General features: G+C 65.8%; 21 protein-coding genes. 8 read left to right on the forward strand and 13 right to left on the reverse strand.

Annotation, left to right across the window (positions count from 1 at the left end; genetic code table 11):
• The first annotated feature begins 22 nt into the window (after positions 1–22).
• A complete protein-coding gene (locus JQ592_RS35370) occupies positions 23–370 on the forward strand; it encodes a DUF1236 domain-containing protein (protein ID WP_211407332.1) in 348 nt (115 codons plus the stop codon).
• A 267-nt stretch (positions 371–637) separates the two neighbouring features.
• Here the strand turns inward: JQ592_RS35370 and glyS are convergent, their stop codons facing one another.
• The 6 genes from glyS to JQ592_RS35400 all read right to left on the reverse strand — a co-directional run bounded on the left by glyS (position 638) and on the right by JQ592_RS35400 (position 6,318).
• Positions 638–2,749: a glycine--tRNA ligase subunit beta gene (glyS, locus tag JQ592_RS35375; RefSeq protein ID WP_211407333.1), complete on the reverse strand. Its 2,112-nt coding sequence runs from the start codon at positions 2,747–2,749 to the stop codon at positions 638–640.
• The gene (locus JQ592_RS35380) at positions 2,749–3,687 is read right to left on the reverse strand and encodes a glycine--tRNA ligase subunit alpha (RefSeq protein WP_211407334.1); all 939 of its coding nucleotides are present in this window, start codon (positions 3,685–3,687) and stop codon (positions 2,749–2,751) included. The genes glyS and JQ592_RS35380 overlap by 1 nt, the downstream gene beginning before the upstream one ends.
• 223 nt (positions 3,688–3,910) lie before the next feature.
• Complete coding sequence (locus JQ592_RS35385; protein WP_211407335.1) at positions 3,911–4,102, reverse strand: hypothetical protein; 192 nt, start codon at positions 4,100–4,102, stop codon at positions 3,911–3,913.
• A 104-nt stretch (positions 4,103–4,206) separates the two neighbouring features.
• Positions 4,207–5,115 carry a S49 family peptidase gene (locus JQ592_RS35390; protein WP_211407336.1) on the reverse strand — a complete coding sequence of 303 codons (909 nt, stop codon included), beginning with the start codon at positions 5,113–5,115 and terminating at the stop codon, positions 4,207–4,209.
• 215 nt (positions 5,116–5,330) lie between these two features.
• On the reverse strand, positions 5,331–6,098 hold the full coding sequence (locus JQ592_RS35395) for a tRNA1(Val) (adenine(37)-N6)-methyltransferase (RefSeq protein ID WP_211407337.1): 768 nt from the start codon (positions 6,096–6,098) through the stop codon (positions 5,331–5,333).
• Positions 6,091–6,318, reverse strand: a complete 228-nt coding sequence (locus tag JQ592_RS35400; RefSeq protein ID WP_183244346.1) for a DUF2007 domain-containing protein — start codon at positions 6,316–6,318, stop codon at positions 6,091–6,093. The genes JQ592_RS35395 and JQ592_RS35400 overlap by 8 nt, the downstream gene beginning before the upstream one ends.
• A 133-nt stretch (positions 6,319–6,451) precedes the next feature.
• Here JQ592_RS35400 and JQ592_RS35405 point away from each other — a divergent pair, with 133 nt between their 5' ends.
• The 5 genes from JQ592_RS35405 to JQ592_RS35425 all read left to right on the forward strand — a co-directional run bounded on the left by JQ592_RS35405 (position 6,452) and on the right by JQ592_RS35425 (position 11,213).
• Positions 6,452–7,459 (forward strand): polyprenyl synthetase family protein, encoded by a 1,008-nt coding sequence (locus tag JQ592_RS35405; protein ID WP_080135719.1) that lies wholly within the window; start codon positions 6,452–6,454, stop codon positions 7,457–7,459.
• Between the two features lie 426 nt (positions 7,460–7,885).
• Entirely contained in the window at positions 7,886–8,401 is a 516-nt protein-coding gene (locus JQ592_RS35410; protein WP_211407338.1) for a winged helix-turn-helix transcriptional regulator, read from the forward strand.
• Position 8,402: 1 nt separating this feature from the next.
• Positions 8,403–9,665 carry a beta-ketoacyl-ACP synthase II gene (gene fabF / locus JQ592_RS35415; RefSeq protein WP_211407339.1) on the forward strand — a complete coding sequence of 421 codons (1,263 nt, stop codon included), beginning with the start codon at positions 8,403–8,405 and terminating at the stop codon, positions 9,663–9,665.
• 44 nt (positions 9,666–9,709) lie between these two features.
• Positions 9,710–10,342: a LysE family translocator gene (locus JQ592_RS35420; RefSeq protein WP_211407340.1), complete on the forward strand. Its 633-nt coding sequence runs from the start codon at positions 9,710–9,712 to the stop codon at positions 10,340–10,342.
• The gene (locus JQ592_RS35425; RefSeq protein WP_211407341.1) at positions 10,335–11,213 is read left to right on the forward strand and encodes an alpha/beta fold hydrolase; all 879 of its coding nucleotides are present in this window, start codon (positions 10,335–10,337) and stop codon (positions 11,211–11,213) included. Before JQ592_RS35420 ends, JQ592_RS35425 begins: the two co-directional genes overlap by 8 nt.
• Positions 11,214–11,320: 107 nt before the next feature.
• Here JQ592_RS35425 and JQ592_RS35430 read toward each other — a convergent pair whose 3' ends face one another.
• The 3 genes from JQ592_RS35430 to JQ592_RS35440 form a co-directional block, all read right to left on the reverse strand.
• The gene (locus JQ592_RS35430) at positions 11,321–12,205 is read right to left on the reverse strand and encodes a 4-(cytidine 5'-diphospho)-2-C-methyl-D-erythritol kinase (protein ID WP_211407342.1); all 885 of its coding nucleotides are present in this window, start codon (positions 12,203–12,205) and stop codon (positions 11,321–11,323) included.
• A gap of 25 nt (positions 12,206–12,230) precedes the next feature.
• A complete protein-coding gene (locus JQ592_RS35435) occupies positions 12,231–14,027 on the reverse strand; it encodes a tetratricopeptide repeat protein (RefSeq protein ID WP_211407343.1) in 1,797 nt (598 codons plus the stop codon).
• Positions 14,028–14,335: 308 nt separating this feature from the next.
• Positions 14,336–15,997, reverse strand: a complete 1,662-nt coding sequence (locus tag JQ592_RS35440; protein WP_211407344.1) for an electron transfer flavoprotein-ubiquinone oxidoreductase — start codon at positions 15,995–15,997, stop codon at positions 14,336–14,338.
• 135 nt (positions 15,998–16,132) lie between these two features.
• Here JQ592_RS35440 and JQ592_RS35445 point away from each other — a divergent pair, with 135 nt between their 5' ends.
• Positions 16,133–16,936 (forward strand): uracil-DNA glycosylase, encoded by an 804-nt coding sequence (locus JQ592_RS35445; protein WP_211407345.1) that lies wholly within the window; start codon positions 16,133–16,135, stop codon positions 16,934–16,936.
• 124 nt (positions 16,937–17,060) lie between these two features.
• On the opposite strand, the gene JQ592_RS35450 is transcribed toward JQ592_RS35445, so the two are convergent.
• From JQ592_RS35450 to JQ592_RS35465, 4 genes are all read right to left on the reverse strand, one after another.
• A complete protein-coding gene (locus JQ592_RS35450) occupies positions 17,061–18,569 on the reverse strand; it encodes a glycosyltransferase family 39 protein (RefSeq protein WP_211407346.1) in 1,509 nt (502 codons plus the stop codon).
• 301 nt (positions 18,570–18,870) lie between these two features.
• Complete coding sequence (locus JQ592_RS35455; RefSeq protein WP_211407347.1) at positions 18,871–19,719, reverse strand: ribonuclease HII; 849 nt, start codon at positions 19,717–19,719, stop codon at positions 18,871–18,873.
• Between the two features lie 90 nt (positions 19,720–19,809).
• Positions 19,810–20,265, reverse strand: a complete 456-nt coding sequence (locus JQ592_RS35460) for a VOC family protein (RefSeq protein WP_211407348.1) — start codon at positions 20,263–20,265, stop codon at positions 19,810–19,812.
• Positions 20,266–20,304: 39 nt separating this feature from the next.
• Positions 20,305–21,468, reverse strand: coding sequence for a PA0069 family radical SAM protein (locus JQ592_RS35465; RefSeq protein WP_211407349.1), 1,164 nt, complete (start codon positions 21,466–21,468; stop codon positions 20,305–20,307).
• A 210-nt stretch (positions 21,469–21,678) separates the two neighbouring features.
• On the opposite strand from JQ592_RS35465, the gene JQ592_RS35470 reads away from it, so the two are divergent.
• Positions 21,679–24,066: a phosphoketolase family protein gene (locus JQ592_RS35470; protein WP_211407350.1), complete on the forward strand. Its 2,388-nt coding sequence runs from the start codon at positions 21,679–21,681 to the stop codon at positions 24,064–24,066.
• Positions 24,067–24,068: the final 2 nt, after the last annotated feature.

Raw genomic sequence — 24,068 nt, forward strand, 5'->3', positions numbered from 1 at the left:
AATCACGTCGAAGGAGTTTTGCATGCGGAACAGGATTCTTGCTCTTGCAGCGCTCGCGGCCGCGGTCGGCTCGCCCCTGGCGGCGCAGGCGCAAAGCACGGTCGGGCGCGCACCTGTCGTCGTCGACAGCGGCCCGACGATTGCGGTCGAACAGCGGCCGGCCTTCCGCGACTATGTCGTCGAGCAACGTGTGCCAGCCTTCCGTGTCCCGGATCGCGTGGTGGTGGGTGCTACCTTACCCGAAAGCGGCATCACCTATTATGACGTGCCGCAACGTTTCGGCGCCACCACCTATCGCTACACCGTCGTGAACGGCGAGACCGTGCTGGTCGAGCCGCGCTCGCGCCGCATCGTCGAGGTGCTGGACTAGACTGTCGTCCGGACGCGTTTTCGTCACGCGAACGGTATCTGCCTCGCTTGAGAACGCCGCTGATCGACTAGATGTCCGGCGCGCCACTTCAATCAGGCTGGCGCGAGCAGTATTAAATCGGACATCAGGCCCTGCCCGGTCTCCCCCCGCCGGGCGGGGCTTTTTTGTGCTTCATCGCATCGTCATTCCGGGGCGCGCGAAAGCGCGAACCCGGAAGTTCGAGATTCCGGGTTCGGTGCTGCGCACCGCCCCGGAATGACGGAATGATCAATCCTGGATCTTCGAGAAATCCGCCACCGCACGCGTGGCGCTGCGGATTTCATTCAGCAGCTTAAGGCGGTTCTCGCGCACCTTCGGATCGTCGTCGTTGACGCGGACCTTGTCGAAGAATGCATCGACCGGCGGACGCAATTTCGCCATCGCGCTGATGGCGGCGGCAAAGTCTTCCTTGGCGACGGCCGCGCTTGCTTCCGCCTTGACCTCGCCGATCGCCTTCGCCAGCGCCTTCTCCTCACCGAGGCTGTAGAGCGCAGCATCGGGCGCGCCCTCGAAGGTCCGCTTGTCCTTCTTCTCCTCGATCGAGAGGATGTTGCTGGCACGCTTGGTGCCGGCAAGCAGGTTCTTGCCGTCGTCGCTGTCGAGGAATTTGCCGAGCGCCTCGACGCGGCGGACGATCAGCAAGAGATCGTCCTGGCCGCCGAGCGCGAACACGGCGTCGACGAGGTCGTGCCGCGCGCCCTGCTCGCGGAGCTGGACTTTTAGGCGGTCGGCGAAGAAGGCGAGCAGATCGCTCGGAAGCTTCTGCCCATCCGCAGACTTCATCGACAAGCCGGCGAGCGCGGACGCCGCCACCTTCATCAGCGACAGACGCAGCGCGTTCTCGGCGATCAGCCGGATCACACCGAGCGCCGCACGACGCAGCGCATACGGGTCCTTGCTACCGGTCGGCTTCTCATCGATCGCCCAGAAGCCGACGAGCGTATCGAGCTTGTCGGCCAGCGCCACCGCAACACTGACCGGATCCGTCGGCACGCGATCGGCGGGGCCTTGCGGCTTGTAGTGCTCTTCGCAGGCGGCGGCGACGGAGGCGTCCTCGCCTTGCGCCAGCGCGTAGTACTTGCCCATCAGGCCCTGCACCTCGGGGAATTCGCCGACGACTTCGGTCAGCAAATCCGCCTTGGCCAGATGCGCGGCACGGGTCGCCTTGGCGACATCGGCGCCGACCAGCGGCGCGATCTCTGCGGCGAGCCGCTCGATACGCTTGATGCGCTCAGCCTGCGTGCCGAGCTTCTCGTGGAACACGATCTGCTCGAACTTCGGCAGCCGGTCCTCGAGCTTGGTCTTGAGGTCCGTCTCGTAGAAGAATTTCGCATCGCTCAGCCGCGCGCGGATGACGCGCTCGTTGCCGGCGATGATGGTCTTGCCGCCATCGGTCGCCTCGATGTTGGCGACCAGGATGAACTTGTTGGCAAGCTTGCCCGTCTTGTCAGTGCTCTTGGGATCGCTGACCACAAAACACTTCTGGTTGTTGCGGATGGTGGCGCGGATCACTTCCCCTGGAGTCGCCAGGAATTCCTGTTCGAACGAGCCCATCAGCACGACCGGCCATTCGACGAGGCCAGCGACCTCGTCGAGCAGGTTCTGGTCCTCGACGAGCTCAAAGCCTTGCGCGAATGCGAGCTGCTTGGCGTCGGTGAGGATAGCGTCCTTGCGGCGCTCGGGGTCGAGCACGACCTTCGCGGCGAGCAGTTTTGCCTCGTAGTCCTCGAAGCGGCGCACAGAGATCGCCGACGGCGCCATGAAGCGGTGGCCGTAAGTGGTCTGGCCGCTCTCGATACCGTCCACCGAAAACTTCACGACATCGGGCTCTTCGGTCTCGAGCCCGAAGGTCGCGGTGATCGCGTGCAGCGGACGCACCCAGCTCAGCGAGCCCGGCTTGCCGGAGCGCGCGCCCCAGCGCATCGATTTCGGCCAGGGGAAGGTGCGGATGATGACGGGCAGGATTTCCGCGAGCACGTCGATCGCATCGCGGCCGGGCTTCTCGATCAAGCCGATGTAGAAATCACCCTTGGGGTCGCGCTGGATCTTGGCCTCGTCCAGCGACTTCAGACCTGTCGCTTTCAGAAAGCCCTGCACGGCCGCATCGGGCGCGCCGACCTTCGGTCCGCGGCGTTCGGTCTTGAGATCAGGCTGGCGCGCGGGGATGCCATGGACGGTGAGCGCGAGGCGGCGCGGCGTCGCGAAGGCTTTTGCGCCCTCGTAGACCAGGCCTTCGGCAACCAGCTTGTCGGTGACCATGCGGCGCAAATCGTCGGCCGCCTTGGCCTGCATGCGCGCAGGAATTTCTTCCGAGAACAGTTCAAGCAAAAGATCGGGCATCAGGCCGCTCCGCCCGCTTCAGTATGGATCCAGGCCTCGCCGCAAGCCTTGGCCAGTTCGCGCACACGAAGAATGTAGCTCTGCCGCTCAGTCACGGAGATCACGCCGCGGGCATCAAGCAGATTGAAGACATGGCTTGCCTTGATGCACTGGTCATATGCCGGCAGCGCCATCAGGTGCTGCTTGCTGTTGCCGCCTTCGCGCCAGCCGGCGTCGAGATATTTTTTGCAGGCCGCTTCCGCCATCTTGAACTGCTCGAACAGCATCGCGGTGTCGGCAACTTCAAAGTTGTGCTTCGAATATTCCCGCTCGGCCTGCAGGAACACATCGCCATAGGTGACCTTGGCGTCGCCCTCGCGGCCGTTGAAGTTGAGGTCGTAGACGCGGTCGACGCCCTGCACATACATGGCAAGACGCTCGAGCCCGTAGGTGAGCTCGCCCGCGACAGGCGCGCATTCGAAGCCGGCAACCTGCTGGAAATAGGTGAACTGGCTCACCTCCATGCCGTCGCACCAGCACTCCCACCCCAAGCCCCAGGCGCCCAGCGTCGGGCTCTCCCAATCGTCCTCGACGAAGCGGATGTCGTGCACGGCGGAATCGATGCCGATCGCCGCGAGCGACTTCAGGTACAGCTCCTGAAGGTTCGGCGGCGACGGCTTCATGATCACCTGGAACTGGTAGTAGTGCTGCATCCGGTTCGGGTTCTCGCCGTAGCGGCCGTCCTTGGGCCGGCGCGAGGGCTGCACATAGGCGGCGTTCCACGGCTTTGGCCCGAGCGCGCGCAGCGTGGTCGCCGGATGGAAGGTGCCCGCGCCCATCTCCATGTCATAGGGCTGCAGGATCACGCAGCCCTGCTCGGCCCAGAACCGCTGGAGCGCGAGGATGAAGCCCTGGAACGAGCGTTCCGGGCGCATATGGGCGGGCAATGAGGCGTCCATCGTCAGATCAGGCTCTCGCGGGGGGTTTTGAATCGCGCGGGACCGTATCGACGGCGGGGATGGGAATCAAGGCAAAGGGGGTGGATTCGGGCCGATCCTGGGAGGAGGCCGTAAGGTGGGCAAAGGCGCCCTTGCGCCGTGCCCACCATCTTTCCGGGACTTCCGATGCTGACGGTGGGCACGCTTCGCTTTGCCCACCTTACGGCAGCGGTTTATGGCGCGGCTAACCCGGCCGGTAAGCTCCAGTCACGGGGTCACGCTTCAGTGTCTGGATTTCCCCCATATGGGCGGTCTCGGCGACGCGCGACAGGCGCATCTCCTCCAGTTCCTGGTTGATCCGGACGGCGGTCTTGTAGGCCCAGCGGACCACGGCAAGCCCGCCCAGGACGCCCGCGAAAGCGACGAACGGCGGCATCTGTCGATCCTTGTCTAGTGCTCAGCCCCCACACGTATTGTCGCGCAGTCGGGGCTACGCCGCAATTGGCTCGCGCCGGACCAAATGGCGCGGGAGGGCGCAGCCTAGAACCCGAATTTCGCCCAAATCGCCCGCGTCTCGACCGCCGAGATCAGCTCGTCCGGCAGTCCGGCCATTGATTCCAGGGCCGAAAGCTGGCCCGCGCCGGGCGCTTTCCGCCCCAGAAGGCCGGACAGCAAGCCGGTCGGCTGGGCGATCACGGGGGTGAGAACCTTCTCGCCATAGCGGGCACGAAGAGTTGAGCGGAGATCGCCGATGCCGTCGGCGAGCCCGAGCGCGACCGAGCTCTCGCCGGCCCAGTATTCGCCCGTGAACAGGGTGTCGTCCGAGCCGTTCAGCCGCGCACCGCGGCTCTCCTTCACCAGCGCAATGAATATCTGGTGGATCTCGCGCTGGATCGCCTTCAGCTTGGCGACGTCATCGGGGTTTTCGGGGAGGAACGGATCGAGCATCGCCTTGTGCGTGCCGGCGGTGTAGAGCCGCCGCTCGACGCCGAGCCGCTTGATCGCGTCCTGGAAGCCGAAGCTGCCGCCGACCACGCCGATCGAGCCGAGGATCGAGGACGGATCGCAGAAGATCTCGTCGCCGGCGCAGGCGATCATGTAGCCGCCGGACGCCGCGACGTCCTCGACGAACACCAGCACGGGCAGCTTCTTCTCGGCCGCGAGCTGCTTGATGCGCAGGTAGATCTGGCGCGACTGCACCGGCGAGCCGCCGGGCGAGTTGATCACCAGCGCCACCGCCTTGGCATTCCGCATCGAGAAGGCCCGCTCCAGCACGCGCGCGACGCCTGCGAGCGACATGCCCGGACGCAGCGGCGTCACCGCGCCGATCACACCCGACAGCCGCACCACCGGCACGACCGCCGAGCCGGGACGGAAGCGCGCCGGCAGATATTGCATGAGCTTGTCGGCCAGGCCGGAACTCCCACGATCGTTCAATTGTTCGGCCATGCCCTTACCTCTGATTAACCATTTCTTATCACGCGAGTGTCATTGAAAGTGCCTGGAACGTGTTTTGCAGAATTCCCGTTGGGAAGCTGCAATAGGCAGCGGAGGAAACGCCATGAAGATCTATCTGCTGCTGCTACTGATCGGTGCGCTTTTCACGGCGATTCGCTTTACGTCCTCGCCTGAACAGCAGACGGAATCGCTTCCGCAATAAGCGATCAAGGCTCCGCCAGCGGCAACACCGCCCTCCCCTCCAGAATATCCCTCACCTCTTTTTTAGGCACGTTTGACTCTTCGTTAAGCATCAGGCCCGGCAGCAATCGTGTCGGAGCCCTGCCGCCCTTCACTGCGCGCACCAGCACGCGGATCGCGGGCTTTCCCGCTTCGCCATGAACCGGCAGAACCACAAGGCTGCCGAAGCCGCGTGACAGCGCTGCCAAAACCTCAGCGATTCCGTCCGCGCGCCAGATCAGAGTCAGCACGCCGTTCGATCGAAGGATACGCCGCGCTGCATGCACCCACGCATGCAGCGTCTCCTCGCTCGCGACGTGCGCGGTGTGGCGGGACGGGTCCGGCGAGCCACGATGCCGTGCCGGATCGTTGAAGGGGGGATTCATCAGCACCACGTCGACACTGTCGGGCACCAGCCCATGTGCCGCGAACGCCGGCGCATCGGCCGTGACGTCGAGCACGATCGCCTCGGCGGCGATCGCATTCGCCGCCGCATTGGCGCGCGCGAGCCCCGCCAGTTCCGGATCGATCTCGACCATGCTGAGGCTGATGCCCGCGACGCGGCGGGCGAGCGCGAGTCCCGCCGTGCCGATGCCGGCGCCGAGGTCGACCACGCGGTCACCCGCCTGGGCTTGCGTCGCCGCCGCCAGCAGGATGGCGTCATGCCCGGCGCGATGGCCGGACCGCTTCTGCTTCAGGAGCAACTGCCCGCCGAGAAAGGCGTCCTCGGTGATATCGGCTGCGGCCTCAATCATCGCCGCGCAGTTCGTGGCTGAGGCCGGCGTCAGTCAGGAGCTGCCGGGCCTCGAGGGCGTCGTCCTCATGGACCAGGATCCGCCGCGGCAAAATGCCGAGCGAGCCCTCGATGATGCTCATGTTCTGGTCCAGCACCAGATGATGGATATTGGCGCCGTCGAGCAGCGCGCCGATCGCCGACACCAGCACCATGTCGTTGGTCCGAACCAGTTCACGCAAAACTGAGGTCTCCTGCCCAAGGGGGGCTAAAGCGGCAAATGTCAATGGTTCCGCAGGCCTTGCCGCATCCGCCGCCAGTTTCTATTGTATTTCCATCAGAATAGCCCCTCCGGGGCAAATATTGGAGACCGGCGTGGCCGTCATCGTACCTTTCGAAACTCCCGGCGCGTCGATCGAAGAGCTGGTTGCCCTTGTCGCCCCTGATATGGAGCGCGTCAACGCCACGATCCTGTCGCGGACCGGCTCGGACGTGACCATGATCCCGGAAGTCGCCAATCACCTGATCTCCTCCGGCGGCAAGCGGCTGCGGCCGATGCTGACGCTCGCCATGGCCAACCTCGCCGGCTACACCGGCGACGGCCACATCAAGCTCGCCGCGTCCGTCGAGTTCATGCACACCGCGACCCTGCTCCACGACGACGTCGTCGACGAGAGCGAGATGCGCCGCGGCAAGCTCTCGGCGCGCATGCTCTGGGGCAATGAGGCGAGCGTGCTCGTCGGCGACTTCCTGCTGGGACAAGCCTTCCGCATGATGGTCGAGGTCGGCTCGCTGCGCGCCCTCGACATCCTCTCCGCGGCCGCCGCCACCATCGCCGAGGGCGAGGTGATGCAGCTTGCTGCTGCCAAGAACACCGCAACCACCGAGGACGAATATCTCGCCGTGATCCGCGGCAAGACCGCCGAGCTGTTCGCAGCCGCCTGCGAGGTCGGCCCCGTCATCGCCAACCGTCCGAAGGCGGAGCAGACCGCCTGCCGCTCGGTCGGCATGAATCTCGGCATCGCCTTCCAGCTCGTCGACGACGTGCTCGACTATGGCGGCAAGAGCGCAAAGCTCGGCAAGAACACCGGCGACGATTTCCGCGAGGGCAAGATCACGCTGCCCGTCGTGCTCGCCTTCCGCCGCGGCAACGACACCGAGCGCGCGTTCTGGATTCGGGCGCTGGAGCGCGGAGAGATCGGCGACAGCGATCTCGATCACGCCATCGGCCTGATGAACAAGCACCGCGCGCTCGAGGACACGCTGAGCCGCGCCCAGCACTACGGCGCCATGGCGGTCGATGCGCTGGCCCTGTTCCCGCCCTCGCCGATGAAGAGCGCGCTGGAGCAGGTCGTGGCGTTCTGCCTGGCACGATCGCATTAGGCGCGGCTGACTCTCTCTGATTCCGCACTACTACTAGTCCCATCATCCTGAGGCGCGAGGCGCGCGATGCACAGCATCGCGCGGGGAGCCTCGAAGGATGCACGGCCCCGATGCAGCCGGGCCGTCGCCCTTCGAGGCTCGCCGAAGAGGCGAGCGCCTCAGGGTGACGGTGATAGATTTGTGCGCGCTGCACCACCCACCGTCATTGCGAGCGCAGCGAAGCAATCCAGAATCTCTCCACGGAACCAGTCTGGATTGCTTCGCTGCGCTCGCAATGACGGAGCAAGGTGCGCAAGTGCCATTCTCCAATTCACATTCAAGCTCGTAGTCACAATTCTCACCATCACGTGGCACTCAGCTGCCCTCGTTCTGGAGCTGCTTGCCTAGTAACTTGCATTTTGCAAGTAACTCCCCTACCTTCCCGCCATGCAGCCCAAATCCCCCTCGATCCTGGAATGCCCGGTCGGCCGCGCCGTGGAGACGGTCGGCGAATGGTGGAGCATTTTGATCCTGCGGGATGCGTTCCAGGGGGCGACGAAGTTCGACGAGTTTTCGAAAAGCCTCGGCATTGCGCCGAACATCCTGTCGCGACGCCTCGCCCATCTCACCGAGAGCGGCATGTTCGTCCGTCGCCGCTATCAAGAGCGGCCGCCACGCTACGAATATGTGCTGACCGACAAGGCGCGGGATTTCTTCCCCGTGGTCGCGGCGCTGCTGGCCTGGGGCAACAAGCATCTCGCCCCTAAAGGTGAAGCCATCGTGCTGGCGAGCCGTGACGATGTCCGCCCGCTCGACCCCGTCATGGTCGATGCCGCCAGCATGCATCCAATCACGCTCGCCAATGCCGTCGTCATTGCAGGTCCGCGCGCCAGCCGTGGCATGCGCAAGCGGCTTGCTTCACTCAAGGCCATGAACCCGGCCGTTGCGCCGGCTGGAGACTGACATGCGTCGTATCGTCGTGACGGGAATGGGCGCGGTGTCGCCGCTCGGCTGCGGTGTCGAACTGTCCTGGCGCCGGCTGCTCGCCGGCCAAAGCGGGCTGCGGCCTCTGCCCGAATGGGCGCAGGCATTGCCGGCGCGCATCGCTGGACTCGTGCCCGACAAGGCCGATGGTGCCGAGGGCGGCTTCGATCCCGCGCAGGCCGCCGCCCCCAAAGATCAGCGCAAGATGGACCGCTTCATCCTGTTCGCGCTGCTCGCCACCGCAGAAGCGGTCGCGCAGGCCAAATGGACGCCGCAGGATGAAAGCGCGCTGGAACGCACAGCGACGATCATCGCCTCCGGTGTCGGCGGCTTTCCGGCGATGGCGGAAGCCGTGCGCATCACCGAGCAGCGCGGCGCGCGCCGGCTGTCGCCGTTCACGATCCCGTCGTTCCTGGCCAATCTCGCCGCCGGCCACGTCTCGATCAAATACGGCTACAAGGGACCGCTGGGCACGCCCGTCACCGCGTGCGCGGCTGGCGTTCAGGCGATCGGCGATGCCGCGCGCATGATCCGCGCGGGCGAAGCCGACATCGCGATCTGCGGCGGCGCGGAGGCCTGCATCGATATCGTCAGCCTCGGCGGCTTTGCCGCGGCACGCGCACTATCGAGCGGCTTCAACGACGAACCTGCGCGCGCCTCGCGCCCGTTCGATCGCGACCGCGACGGTTTTGTCATGGGCGAAGGCGCCGGCATCCTGGTGATCGAGGAGCTGGAGCATGCGCTTGCCCGCGGCGCGACACCGATCGCGGAGGTCGTCGGCTATGGCACGACGGCGGACGCCTACCACATGACGTCGGGTCCGCCCGATGGCGACGGCGCCCGCCGCGCCATGGAGATCGCGCTCCGGCAGGCGAACCTTGCGCCCGCAGATCTGCAGCACCTCAACGCGCATGCGACGTCGACGCCGGCCGGCGATGAGAGCGAGCTTGGCGCAATCGCCACGCTGTTCGGCCGTAACCGGGGCATTGCCGTGAGCGCGACCAAATCGGCCACCGGCCATCTGCTCGGCGCCGCCGGCGGGCTGGAAGCGATCTTCACCGTGCTCGCCTTGCGTGACCAGATGGCACCGCCAACCCTCAATCTCGAAAATCCCGACACGAGCGCTGAGGGCATCGACATCGTCTCGGGCAGCGCACGGCCGATGCCGATGCAGAACGCCATCTCCAACGGATTCGGCTTCGGCGGGGTGAATGCCAGCGTGATCTTCCGCCGGATGGGCTGAACGAGGGACCTTGCATTCGCGGCAGCCTGCGCTACGAAAATAGGATGACCGAAACCCATTTCTGGCTGTTCCTGGGCGCAGCATTCCTCATTGCGGCAATTCCAGGCCCCGGTATTTTTTACGTCGCGGCACGAACCCTGTCGGAAGGACGCGCGAGCGGCTTTGCCTCGACCGCGGGCACGGCGCTGGGCGGGATGGTCCATGTCGTGGCCGGCAGTCTCGGTATTTCCGCGATCATCCTGACCAGCGCGGAACTGTTCACCGCGGTCAAATTTGTCGGCGCGCTCTATCTGGTCTGGCTCGGCATCAAGACATTTCGCGGCGCCGGCCGCGCGCAGTTGCTGGAGAGCGAAGCCGTCGGCGACAAGCGTGCATTTCGCGACGGTGTGCTGGTCGAGGCGCTGAACCCGAAGACCGCCGCGTTCTTCCTCGCCTTCATTCCGCAGTTCCTCGATCCCGCGGGATCGAACCCGACGCTGCAATTCATCATGCTGGGCGCGATCTCGGTGACGCTGAACACGCTCGCCGATGTCGTCGTGGTGCTGATGGCCTCCGCGACACGCACGCAGCTGATCGGACGGCCGCAATTGATGCGGCGCCTCACGCAGGGCTCCGGCGTCTTCATCGCGGGCCTCGGCCTCTCGCTCGCGCTGGCGCGGCGGCCGGCCAATGGATAGCGCCCCGCAAGACCGCTTCTATGAATCCCACGGCCTGCGGCTGCACTATGCCGACTGGGGCAACGAGGGCGCGCCCGTCGCCATCCTGGTGCACGGCGGTCGTGATCATTGCCGCAGCTGGGACGTCATCGCGCGCTCGCTGCAACCGCATTTTCACGTGATCGCGCCCGATTTGCGCGGTCACGGCGATTCCGACTGGACGAAAGGCGGCAGCTACGCGCTGACCGAGTATGTCTACGATCTCGTCCAGCTCGTCCGCAACATCGCCGCGCCTCAAGTCACGCTCATCGGCCATTCCATGGGCGGCATGGTCAGCCTGATCTTTTCGGGATCGTTCCCGGAGCAGGTCACCAAGCTGGTGGTGCTCGACGGCGTGACCATGCTGCCCGACACGCCGAAGCCTCCCGTGCACGAGCGCATCGGCAAATGGGTCAGCCAGCTCGACAAGCTGCACGACCGCACGCCGCGTCGCTATGCGACCCTCGAGGATGCGGCCGCACAGATGGTGCTGCACAACAAGCGCCTCGCCCGCGACCTCGCGCTGCATCTTGCCACGCACGGCGCGCGACAGAACGAGGACGGCACCTTTAGCTGGAAGTTCGATCCCTATCAGCGCGCCAGTGCGCCGCACCGGCTCTGGCCGGATGATCATGTCGCATTGTGGTCGCGCATCGCCTGCCCGACGCTGCTGCTCAATGCCGGCGAAAGCTTTCTGGCCGGCGCGAGCGCCGCAGGCCTGGAGCGCTACTTCCCGCAGGCGCGCGTCGAGACCATTGCCGGGGCCGGACATTGGCTGCAGCACGACAAGCCGCGGGAGGTGCTGGGTGCGATCCGGCGGTTTTTGGGATTGGCAGACGAAAGCAGCGGCTAGCTCAGACTTGTAGCCTGCATGAGCGCAGCGACATGCGGGAAGCCGTGAAAAAGAGTCCCGGATATCGCTTTGCTCATCCGGGCTACGGCACTGTCGCCGGGGGATAGCTAGCTCAACGTCCCCGCATGCACCCACCAGCCGGGGTGATCGCGCCGGATCTTCTCGGCGGCGGCATGGGCATCAGTGGACGCGCCGTAGATCGCAAAGCACGTCGCTCCCGAGCCGGACATGCGGGCGAGCTTGACGCCGGCCGAAGAACGCAAGGCGTCCAGCACCTGGCCGATCACAGGCTCGATCCGCAGCGCGGGCGCCTCGAGATCGTTGGCGACGGTTTCGAGAACCTCGACCCAATCGGCGATCGAAGCCCCCTCCTCCGGCCAGGCCGGAGCTTCGAGGACCGAGGTGGCGCCAACCAGGAGCTCGCCGTTGCGCAGGCCCAGCGCCTGGAACACGTCCTTGGTGGCAACAGGCACGCGCGGATTGACCATCACGCAGGGCATGCTCGGCAACGCGAGCGGCAGCAGCTGCTCGCCGACGCCGGTCATGTCGCAGGCGCGCGAGAACAGACACACCGGCACGTCGGCACCGGTCGCAAGCGCAACCTTCTGCAAACGGGGATCGTCGAGCGACAGATTGTTGAGGCGCGCCAGGAGGCGCAGTGCCGCCGCAGCGTCTGCCGAGCCGCCACCGATTCCGGCGGCCACAGGAAGTACCTTGTCGAGCGCGAAAGCGCCGAGCTTCAGGCCCGGCACGGCCTCGGCCAGAAGCTTGGCCGCCTTGAACACGAGATTGTCGGAGGTCTCGCCGCAGGCTGCGGCCAGCGGCCCGGTGGTCGTGAGCTTCAGCTCGGCGCCCGGCTCCAGCGTGAGCCGGTCGGCGCAATCGGCGAACGCGACCACGCTTTCGAGATCATGATAGCCGTCCGCACGGCGGCCGACGACGCGAAGGCTCAAATTGACCTTCGCCCGCCCTTCTTCAATCAACGCCGACATCGGCGATCAGCCCCCAAACCCACTCTTAGCCGCCCTTGCCGTCGTCCTTCTTCTTCTCGGCCTGCGCCGCCGAAGAGTTGGAATTGTCCTCGGTCAAACCGTTGGCGATCTTGGCCTCGATCTTCGGAAGGTCATCCGGCTCGGGCTTGAGATCGCGCGCGTGCGACCACTGGAATTTGGCTTCCAGCGTGCGGCCGACGCGCCAATAGGCATCGCCGAGGTGGTCGTTGATGGTGGGATCTTCCGGCTTGAGATCGATCGCGCGCTCGAGGTTCTTCACCGCCTCTTCGTAGTTGCCGATGCGGTAATAGGCCCAGCCGAGGGAATCGACGATGTAGCCGTCGTCGGGACGCTGCTCGACGGCGCGCTTGATCATCTTCATGCCCTCGTCGAGGTTCACGCCCTGGTCGATCCAGGAATAACCGAGATAGTTGAGGACATGCGGCTGGTCGGGCTGCAGCTCGAGCGCCTTCTTCATGTCGGCTTCGGCCTTGGCCCACTGCTTGGAGCGCTCCTCGCAGATGCCGCGATAATAGTACCAGACGCTGTTGGCCTTGTCGGCGCCGGGCGTCAGCACCTCGATGCCCTGCGAATAGGTCGCGCCGCAGTCGCCAAACCGCTTGCGGCCGCGCTCGATATTGCCGAGCGCCATGATGGCCTCGAGATCCTTGGCATCCTCCGTCGTGACGCCCTTGAGGATCTTGATCGCCTCGTCGGTGCGGTCGGCCGAATCGAGGTCGATGGCGAGCTGGATCTGTGCGTTGCGCTTCAGCGGCGAGCTCGAGGGCACGCGCTCGTAGACCTTGATCGCCATCTGCGGCCGCTTCACTGATTCATAGAGATCGGCGAGCGAGAGCAGCGCGAGGGGATGGCTGGGCTGCAGGTAGAGCGAGAGCTGGAGATAGACCAGCGCCAGGTCCTCGCCGCCGCGGCGGGTCAGCGTGGCGCCGATGCCGTAGAGCGCTTCGGCAGCGCCGGCCTGCGCGGAATCGACCAGCGGCGGCAGCTTCTTGCCGGCCTTGGTATCGCGCAAACCTTCCACGATCAGCGGATGGCGGGCGAGCTTCTTGTCGAAAGCCTGGTACACCGTGGTCGCCGCAGCCGAATCCTTGTTGCGCGACAACCAGCGCGCATAGGCCTCAGTGACACGCAGCATGGAATCGTCGAGCTTGTAAGCGCGCTCGAAGCGCGTGCCGGCATCCTTCTCCTTGCCGGCGAGTTCCAGGATCATGCCGGCGTGGAGATCCTTGAACAGCGGATACCACTCGGGACCTGCGAGCTTGTCGATGGTGGCGACGCCGCCCTTGGCATCGCCGGCGCCGTAGGCGGCCCAGCCCGACAGCAGCGTGGCGACGAGATCGGTGATGGGACCGCGGATCGACTGGTTGATGTTGCTCTGTGCGGTCGCGTACTTCTTCAGCTTCAGATCGTGCACGCCGACGACGAGACGCGCGACGCGGTTAGTCTTGTCGATGGTGAGGATACGCTCGGCGAGCTTGACCGCCTCATCGATGTCGCCGTCGGCGACTGAGGAGATGAAGGCGCGGTCGAGCAATTCGTTGTTCTTGGGATCGGAGCGCAGCGCCGAGCGGTAGAAGGCGGCGGCCGAGGCCGCATCGCGCTCGACGCTGGCGTGGCGGGCGGCAAGATAGCTGCCGGAGGTGGTGAGCGATTTCAGATCGTTCCGGGTCGGAAACTGCGCCGCCGTATCAGCCGGGTGATCCGGCGTCTGCGCCAGGACCGCGCCGGGGACCACCGCGATCGCTGTGCCCAGAAGGGCGATGGCGGCAACAGTCCAGCGGTTGAAACGATTTGAGAACATCAGGGCTCGCCTTGAGTTGGTAGTGCCTGGGTTTGCAGCAGAAGGCCGTCTCGCATGCGAACGCGGCCAGTGGCATCGGGACCCGGAACCGTCGGGCCGACAATGCCGCTTTTGGCGGTTCACCGCAAGGATTCGGACCGGGCGATCCCCTCCGCACGCCCCAAATCGGCCAACTGACCGGTCAAGAACGCCCCAAGACGCCGCTACTATGGCCTTATCGTGACCGCGACAGGTAGCCGCGGCCCGGTTCTCACGCGAACGTGCGCCAGGCCACGCCTTGACCTCGTCCGCCCTGGCTCCACCCGCTCTTACATCGCCTCGTAGTTCGGGCCGCCACCACCTTCCGGCGGAACCCAGGTGATGTTGCCGTTGGGGTCCTTCACGTCGCAGGTTTTGCAGTGGACGCAATTCTGGGCATTGATCTGGAAGCGCGGGCCCGCACCCTCCTCGATCCACTCATAGACGCCCGCCGGACAATAGCGATTCGAGGGACCGGCGAAAACGTCGTGCTCGGACGTCTTCTGCAGATTCATGTCCGTGACCTTGAGATGGACCGGCTGGTCCTCCTCATGATTGGTGTTGGACAGGAACACCGATGACAGCTTGTCGAAGGAGATCTTGCCGTCCGGCTTCGGATAGTTCTTCGGGGCGTGCTGCCGGGCCGGATCGAGCGTGGCGCGGTCGGGCTTGCCGTGCGACTGGGTGCCGAACAGCGAGGCGCCGAACAGCGTGTTGCACCACATGTCGAAGCCGCCGAGCGCGACGCCGAGCACGGTGCCGAACTTCGACCACAGCGGCTTGACGTTGCGGACCAGGAACAGATCCTTGCCGACCGACGAGGAGCGCCAGGCGTTCTCGTACTCGACGAGTTCGTCGTTGGCGCGGTCGGCGGCGAGCGCGGCCGCAACATGTTCGGCCGCCAGCATGCCGGTGCTCATCGCATTGTGCACGCCCTTGATGCGCGGCACGTTGACGAAGCCCGCGGCGCAGCCGATCAGCGCGCCGCCGGGGAAGCTGAGCTTCGGCACCGACTGGTAGCCGCCCTCGGTGATCGCGCGCGCGCCGTAAGCGAGCCGCTTGGCGCCTTCGAAGGTGCCGCGGATCGAGGGGTGCGTCTTGAAGCGCTGGAACTCGTCGAACGGCGACAGATACGGATCGTCGTAGTTGAGATGCACGACGAAGCCGACGGCGACGAGGTTGTCGTCGTAGTGATAGAGGAACGAGCCGCCGCCGGTCTTCAGGTCGAGCGGCCAGCCGAACGAATGCTGGATCAGACCCTTCTGATGTTTTGCGGGCTCGATCTGCCAGACTTCCTTGAGCCCGATGCCGAACTTCGGCGGCTCGCTCTTGGCATCGAGCGCGAACTTGTTGATGAGCAGCTTGGTCAGGCTGCCGCGCGCGCCTTCGGCGAACAGTGTGTACTTGCCGAGCAATTCCATGCCGCGGGTGAAGGAATCCTTCGGCTTGCCGTCACGGCCGATGCCCATGTCGCCGGTGGCGATGCCCTTGACCTTGCCTTCCTCGTCATAGAGCACCTCGGCCGCGGCGAAGCCCGGATAGATCTCAACGCCGAGCGCTTCCGCCCTGCGCGCCAGCCAGCGGCAGACATTGCCGAGCGAGCCGATATAGCAATGATGGTTGTCCATCAGCGGCGGCATCATGAAGTTCGGCAGCTTGATCGCGCCGCCGCCCGTCATCCAGTAGAAGCGGTCGTCCTTCACCTGCGTCTTCAGCGGGCAGTCGGCATCCTCGCGCCAGTCCGGGATGAGCTTGTCGAGCCCGGCCGGGTCGATCACCGCGCCCGAAAGAATATGCGCGCCGACCTCGGAGCCCTTCTCCACCACGACGACGTTGAGATCGGCGTTGAGCTGCTTCAGCCGGATCGCGGCCGACAGGCCCGACGGGCCGGCGCCGACGATGACGACGTCGAATTCCATGGATTCGCGCGGGGGAAGTTCTTCGGTGCTCATCTGATCTCAGCCCTTGAGACGGTCCTCGGTCGTTTGCGCCCCCTTGTTTCCGATTTTTCCGGGTAGGACAACCTCGGAATCGCATTCCGCCCGGATGCAAGGCGCCCCAAACTGATATAAAAGTCAGACTTTCCCATGATACCCGAACCCGCACCCACCGTCCGCGAGCTGCTTGCCTTCTATCTGGAGGCCGGAGTCGACTGCGCGCTCGCGGAGGAACCGATAGACCGCCTGGCGGAAATCGATGCGCCACCACCTAGCCCGCGCGCGGCGCCGGTCGAGGCGCCGCGGCCGGTTGCGGCGCCCGCGGTGATGCGTGGCGAGGCCGCGCCTGCACCGGACGTCGCCATCGCTTCGGCGCGTGAGGCTGCGCGCACCGCGCCGACGCTGGAGGCGTTGCGCGAGCTGATGCAGAATTTCGAGGGCTGCGCGTTGAAGCATACGGCGACGCGGCTGGTGTTCGCCGACGGCAACCCGCAGGCGCGCATCATGTTCGTCGGCGAGGCGCCGGGCCGCGATGAGGACATCGAGGGACTGCCCTTTGTCGGGCGCAGCGGCAAGCTGCTCGATCTCATGATCGGGGCGATCGGGCTCAACCGCACCACGGCCTACATCGCCAACGTCATTCCCTGGCGGCCTCCCGGCAACCGCACGCCGACGCCGCAGGAGACGCAAGTGTGCCTGCCCTTCATCCAGCGCCAGATCGAGCTGGTAAACCCGGATGTGCTGGTGACGCTCGGCAATCCCTCGACGCAGACGCTGCTGTCGACGCGCGAAGGCATCATGCGCACCCGCGGACGCTGGTTCGACTACGACACCGGCCAGCGCACCATCCGCGCGCTGCCGACGTTCCATCCGGCCTATCTGCTGCGCTCGCCGTCCTACAAGCGGCTGGCCTGGCAGGATCTGCGCGCGATCGCGAAGGTGCTGGCGGGGTAGTAAGGGGCGGAATGCTCCCTCCCCGTCATTGCGAGCGCAGCGAAGCAATCCAGAGTGCCTCCGCGGAAAGATCCTGGATTGCTTCGTCGCAAGAGCTCCTCGCAATGACGACGGAGAGAGCGCGTTAGCTCCCCTTCGGCCGCACGATGGCCCAGCCGATGCGCAGCAGCTGCTGGCGGCCATTTACGAGCCATTCGAAGGCGCGCGGCACTTCCGGCACGATGCCGGGGAAGCGCTTGAGAATCTCGGGCGGCGGGGTGCCGGCGGTGTCGGAGGCGCGCCAGACCACGACGCCGCCGGTCTCGCTGAACTTGGCCTGATTGATCCACGGCGTACGCGCGGGCTCGGCGTCGATGAAGAGATGCGGCCGGCCGGAATGCAGCGTGATCAGGCTGGCGAGCTGGGTCTCGCCGGCAACCGCGCGCAGGCGATGGTTGGTGCGGCGGGCGAAGCTCTCGTCGAAGAAATCCGAGATCGCGCGCGCCGGCATCGAGGTCGCAATCTCATTGGCGCCGGTCCAGGGCAGGAACAACACGGCAAGCACCACGCCGGCGGCGGGCGCGACGACGGCGGCAGCCCATACCATGCGCAGCATCCGCGCACGGCGCATCGCGATCAGGTCGCCGGCGGCGACGACCACGGCAAGCCCCGACATGACCAGCACGACACCGGCGCCGCCGACGACGGAGTCGAGCCCGAGCACGGCCGAGATCAGCACCGCGCCGAGCGCCGGCGCGAGCGCAAAGAAATAGACGAAGTTGCGCGCGAGCGGCTCGACCGGAGGGCGGTAGATGATCGGCGCCTCCTCGCCCTTGGCGACGAACAGGCGGGTGTTGAGGAAGGTCAGCGCCGGGATCGCGGCCGCCCCGAGCACGAGCCCGCCGAGCAGCCAGGCTGCGTGGATCGCACGGGCGCTCAGCTCGGCAATCTGCGGCAGCGCCGGCAGCACCAGCGTCTCGGCCCGCATCAGCCAGACGGCATAGGGCAGCGCTAGCACGGCGACGACGATCAGCGCGAACAGCGGATCGAGCGCGCGCAGCGTGCGGCGGCCGCCGGCGGTCGAGACCGCGAAGACGACGAGCAGGAGCAGCAGGAAGACCGCAGCAGGCGTCGTCAGCAGCAGGAGACCCGCCTCGATCGACCAGGCGAACCAGGCATTGCCGCGGCGCTGGCCGATGATCTGCCAGGAGTGCAGCAGCAGCAGCGCCCAGAGGGGGCGGGCCAGCACCAGCGGGCCGAAATCGAGCGCGGGCGAGGAGAAGGCCAGCACCGTCATGGTCAGGAGCACGGCGAGCACCGCCTGCTGCGAGCCGACCACGGCGCGGGAGAGATGATAGAGCGCGATGAAGGTCGCGATCTCGCAGAGCTCGGCGAGCACATAGACGCCGAACATGTGGCCGCCGGCGAAGCGATAGGCGATGTCGGCGAGCCAGACCGGCAAGGGCGGGCCGAGATCGGTGCCGACCTGGTATTCCCTGCCGAACGCCAGCAGCGTCGCCAGCGTGCCGGGCGGGCTGCGATAAAACACCAAGGCCACGAACAGCCACATCGCGGCCTGCAGCAGCACGGCGATCCACACGATCAGCCGCGGCCGGGCGCGAATGAGCTCGATGACCAGGGAGGTAAACCGCATGCAACGTCCGAAAGATGCAGCCAACCCGTCCAGCCGGCCCTATTCGCTCGCATCTGTTTTGATAAAGGGCGTCGCGCGTCGTGGCAACTGGACTTGCGTGGAAGCCGAGGCTGCGGGCGCGGTGCCTTTTCTCCCTCTCCCCGTTCTTACGGGGAGAGGGTTGGGGTGAGGGGCTGCATCCGCAATCACGGTTAGAGCTGGAGTCGCGGAGAGTCCCCCTCACCCGGAATGCATCTGCGTTGCATTCCGGCCTCTCCCCGCAAGCGGGGAGAGGCGAAGAAGGCCGCAACGAAGAGGAATGCTAGAGCCCAGTTGCAGCGTCGATCTCGATCTGAGCTTCCACCTGCACCTCCGCCTCGGTGACCGAGAACAGGTCCTGCACCGGCTCGACGGTCCAGGGCATGTGCTTGGCGCGGGCCGCGGCGACGGGGGCGAAGAAGCTGCGGTGATGGACGGTGGGGCCGAGGCGGTCGAGCGCGTCGAGGTGCTCGGGGACCGCGTAGCCCTTGTGCTGCTCGAAACCATAGCCCGGACAGTCCTGCGCCAGCGCGCACATCAGCCGGTCGCGCGTCACCTTGGCGACGATCGAGGCCGCCGCGATCGACAGCACGATGCCGTCGCCGCCGATCACGGCCTCGCAGTCGCAAGCCGTGTCGAGGCGGTCGCGGCCGTCGACGAAAACATGCTGCGGCAGCTGCGGCAATGCCATCACGGCGCGCTTCAGCGCCCACAGCGAGGCGCGCAGGATGTTGTCGCGGTCGATTCGCGCGGTCGAGGCGACGGCGACCGAAACCTGCGCAGTGGCGCAGATCTTGTCGAACAGTCGTTCGCGCTCCTCGGCGGTCAGGCGCTTGGAATCATCGATGCCGCGCGGAATGCGGTCGGGGTCGAGAATCACGGCGGCTGCTACCACGGGACCGGCCAGCGGACCGCGGCCGGCCTCGTCGCAGCCGGCGATCGGCCAGACGCCGCGCTTGATCAGCGCGCGCTCACGGCGGAAGCTCGGCGGCGCAATCGCGATGATGCCTTTCTTGCCGGCGGGAGCTTTGACGTCGGCAAGCCTGGCTGCCTTGGCAGGCGCTGCCTGCTTCGCAGCATCCTGTTTTGGCGCACCTTTGGCCGGCTTCCTGGCGGACTTGTCCCGAATCATGGCCGGGATCGTGCGCAAGCAACCCAGCCGGCGCAACCGGGAACCCCGGATAATTCCCGTTATTCAGGCTTGATCCCAGGTTTGCCGCCCCTACTCCGCCAGATGCACCCGCCGGTCCTCGCCGACCTCGATGCCGGGCGCCACCACGGCCTCCCAGACATGGCCGTCGGGATCGGCAAAATAACCGCAATAGCCGCCGTAATCGGTCTCGCACGCAGCCTTCAGCAGCCTAGCCCCCTTGCTGACGGCGAAAGCCAGCACCGCATCGACCTCCTCACGCGTGCGGCAGTTCCAGGCGAGCGTGACGCCGCGGAAGGTCGTTGGTCTCGGCTGGTCCGGCAAGGTCGCGTCCGCCGCGAGCTGATCCCAGGGAAACAGCGCGAGCACCGGACCGCCGGTGTCGTAGAACGCGACGGCTTCGCCGGTCGCCTTCAGCCGGCGCGAGAAGCCGAGCGCGTCGTAGAAGGCGATGCTGGCGCGGATGTCGGTGACACCCAGCGTGATGACGGTGAGCCGCGGCACCGGGGCCGGAACTTCCTTGCTCATGCTACGCCTCTTCCACTTTCCCGATCAGAACTTGCCGGGTCAGAACAGGCTGAGCTGCTCGCCGTTCCGCTTCGGCCGCGCAAAGTGATCCGTGGTCAGCTTGGAGCGACGCTTGTTGAGCCCGAGCCTGTCGCAGGCGATCTCGAAGCGGCGGCCGATGGTCCAGGCCATCGGTCCGGTGCCCTTCATCCGCTCGCCCCATTTCGCGTCGTAGTCGCGGCCGCCGCGCATGTCGCGGATCAGCGTGAAGACGTGGCGGTAGCGGTCCGGGTAATTTGCCATCAGCCATTCGCGGAAGAGATCGCGCACCTCCAGCGGCAGCCGCAGCAGCACATAGGAGGCTTCCTTGACACCGGCATGGGCGGCGGCGTCGAGAATGCGCTCGATCTCGGCATCGTTCAGCGCGGGGATCACTGGCGCGACCATCACGGTGGTGGGAATGCCGGCCTCCGACAGCTGCTTCAGCGCTTCCAGCCGCTTTGGCGGCGTCGAGGCGCGCGGCTCCATGGTCCGCGCCAGCTTCGGATCCAGCGAGGTGACTGATATCGCGACCTTGGCGAGGTTGCGCTTGGCCATGCGCTGAAGAATGTCGATGTCGCGCACGACCAGCGCCGATTTGGTGACGATGCCGACGGGATGCCCGGTGCGCTCCAGCACCTCCAAAATGCCGCGCATGATTTTGCGCTCGCGCTCGATCGGCTGGTAGGGATCGGTGTTGGTGCCGATCGCGATCATCCGCGGCTCGTAGCCGGGGGCGGCGAGCTCCTTCTCCAGCAGCGAAGGCGCCTCGGGCTTCACGAACAGTTTTGACTCGAAGTCGAGCCCCGGCGACAGGCCGAGATAGGCGTGGGTCGGCCGTGCGAAGCAATAGACACAGCCATGCTCGCAGCCGCGATAGGGATTGATGGAGCGGTCGAAGCCGATGTCGGGGGAGTCGTTGCGGGTGATCACCTTGCGCGAGGTGTCGACCGCCACCGTCGTCTTGAACGGCGGCAAATCATCAAGGCTCTGCCAGCCGTCGTCGAAGGCGACGCGCGCCTCGGCCTCATAGCGGCCGCTGGCATTGGACTGCGCACCCCGACCTCGCCTGCGCTGGCGGTCGATGGCGACCGCCAGTTCAGGAAAATCAGAGTCCGCACCCGCCGGCTCGGAGGGCGCCGTGACCGGCGGGTGCTTGAGAGCATGAGAGGATGCTGGACTCATGAAGCCAAGATAGCACGCCAAAGGAACAAATCAAGAACACAAACAAAAAACGTGAAAACAACCCCATGCACAGTAGAGCTGCCCAAACTTCGCGCGCCCGCCTTTGACCTCTCGCAACACCGGCGTCACGACCATCCCGTTTCATGACCGACGGATCGATCACGCCGGAACCGGGTTGGTGACGATCGCTGTGTGAAGGTCGGCAGGAACATGACAATCCAACAAAAAACGGCCGCCGCGAGCGGTGACCTCGATCTCCTCGATCGCTACTGGCGCGCCGCCAACTACCTCTCGGTCGGGCAAATCTACCTGCTCGACAACCCGCTGCTGCGCGAGCCGTTGCGGCCCGAGCACATCAAGCCGCGTCTGCTCGGACATTGGGGCACGACGCCCGGCTTGAACTTCATCTACGCTCATCTCAACCGCGTCATCCGCGCGCTGGATCTCAACGTGCTCTATGTCTGCGGCCCCGGCCATGGCGGGCCGGGCATGGTCGCCAACACCTATCTCGAAGGCAGCTACAGCGAGATCTATCCTGATATCGCGCGCAATGCGGACGGATTGCGCAAGCTGTTCAGGCAGTTCTCCTTTCCCGGCGGCATTCCGAGCCACGCGGCGCCTGAGACCCCCGGCTCGATCCATGAGGGCGGCGAGCTCGGCTACGCGCTGGTGCATGCCTATGGCGCGGCGTTCGACAACCCCGATCTGACCGTCGCCTGCGTCGTCGGCGACGGTGAAGCCGAGACCGGCCCGCTCGCGGCGTCCTGGCACTCCAACAAGTTCCTGAGCCCGGCCCATGACGGCGCGGTGCTGCCGATCCTGCATCTCAACGGCTACAAGATCGCGGGCCCGACCGTGCTCGGGCGGATGCCCGACAGCGAGATCCGCGACCTGTTCCGCGGCTTCGGCCACGAGCCGCTGTTCGTCGAGGGTGACGATCCCAAATTGATGCACCAGACCATGGCGGACGCGCTCGACGTCGCGTTCGCCAGCATCCGCTCGATCCAGCAACACGCCCGCGACGGACGCAAGAGCGTCGAGCGGCCGCGCTGGCCGATGATCGTGCTGCGCAGCCCGAAGGGCTGGACCGGCCCGAAGGAGGTCGACGGCAAGAAGGTCGAAGATTTCTGGCGCGCGCATCAGGTGCCGGTTGCGAGCTGCCGCGAGAATCCGGCGCATCTGAAGATCCTCGAAGACTGGATGCGCAGCTACGAGCCGGAAAAACTGTTCGACGCGAATGGCGCGCTCGTCCCCGAGCTTCAGGCGCTGGCGCCCGAAGGCAGCAGGCGCATGGGCGCCAATCCGCATGCCAATGGCGGTCTCCTCAAGAAGGAGCTGAAGCTGCCGGACTTCCGCAGCTTTGCCGTGGACGTGCCGCAGCCTGGCGGCGTCGTCGGCGAAGCGACGCGCGAGCTCGGCAAATTCCTGCGCGACGTCATTCGCCTCAACGCCGAGGAGCGCAACTTCCGCATCATGGGCCCGGACGAGACCGCGTCAAACCGGCTGGATGCGGTGTTCGAGGCGACCGAGCGGGTGTGGATGGAGCCGACCGAACCTTACGACGTGCATCTCGCGCAGGACGGCCGCGTGATGGAGGTGCTGAGCGAGCATCTCTGCCAGGGCTGGCTCGAAGGCTACCTGCTGACAGGACGCCACGGCTTCTTCTCCTGCTACGAGGCCTTCATCCACATCGTCGATTCCATGTTCAACCAGCACGCCAAATGGCTGAAGGTGACGCGGCATCTGACGTGGCGGCGGCCGATCGCCTCGCTGAACTACCTGCTGACCTCGCATGTCTGGCGCCAGGACCACAACGGCTTCAGCCACCAGGATCCCGGCTTCGTCGATCTCGTCGCCAACAAGAAGGCCGACATCGTCCGCATCTACTTCCCGCCGGATGCCAACACGCTGCTGTGGATCGCCGACCATTGCCTGCGCACCTACAACCGCATCAACGTCATCGTCGCCGGCAAGCAGCCGGCGCCGCAATGGCTGTCGATGCAGGAGGCCGCGACGCATTGCGATGCCGGCATCGGCATCTGGACCTGGGCTGGCACGGAAGATGCCGGCGACGAGCCTGACGTGGTGATGGCCTGTGCCGGCGACGTCCCGACGCTGGAGACGCTCGCCGCTGTCGATCTCCTGCGCAAGGCACTGCCGGATCTGAAGATCCGCGTCGTCAACGTCGTCGACCTCATGACGCTGCAGCCGAGGGATCAGCATCCGCACGGCCTGTCCGACCGCGACTTCGACAGCCTGTTCACGCGCGACAAGCCCGTCATCTTCGCCTATCACGGCTATCCCTACCTGATCCACCGGCTGACCTACAACCGCACCAACCATGCCGGCCTGCATGTGCGCGGCTTTGCCGAGGAAGGCACCACGACGACGCCGTTCGACATGGTCGTTCTCAACAAGCTCGACCGCTATCACCTCGCGATCGAGGCGATCGAACGGGTTCCGGGTCTGGCGACCAGGGCCGCGCAGGTGAAGCAGCAGTTCCGCGACAAGCTGATCGAGCATTCGCGTTATGTGCGCGAGCACGGCGAGGACATGCCTGACGTCCGCGACTGGGCCTGGCCGGGCAAGACGGGCTAAGC

It is taken from the genome of Bradyrhizobium iriomotense, assembly GCF_018129405.1.
Classification (GTDB): Bacteria; Pseudomonadota; Alphaproteobacteria; order Rhizobiales; family Xanthobacteraceae; genus Bradyrhizobium; species Bradyrhizobium iriomotense_B.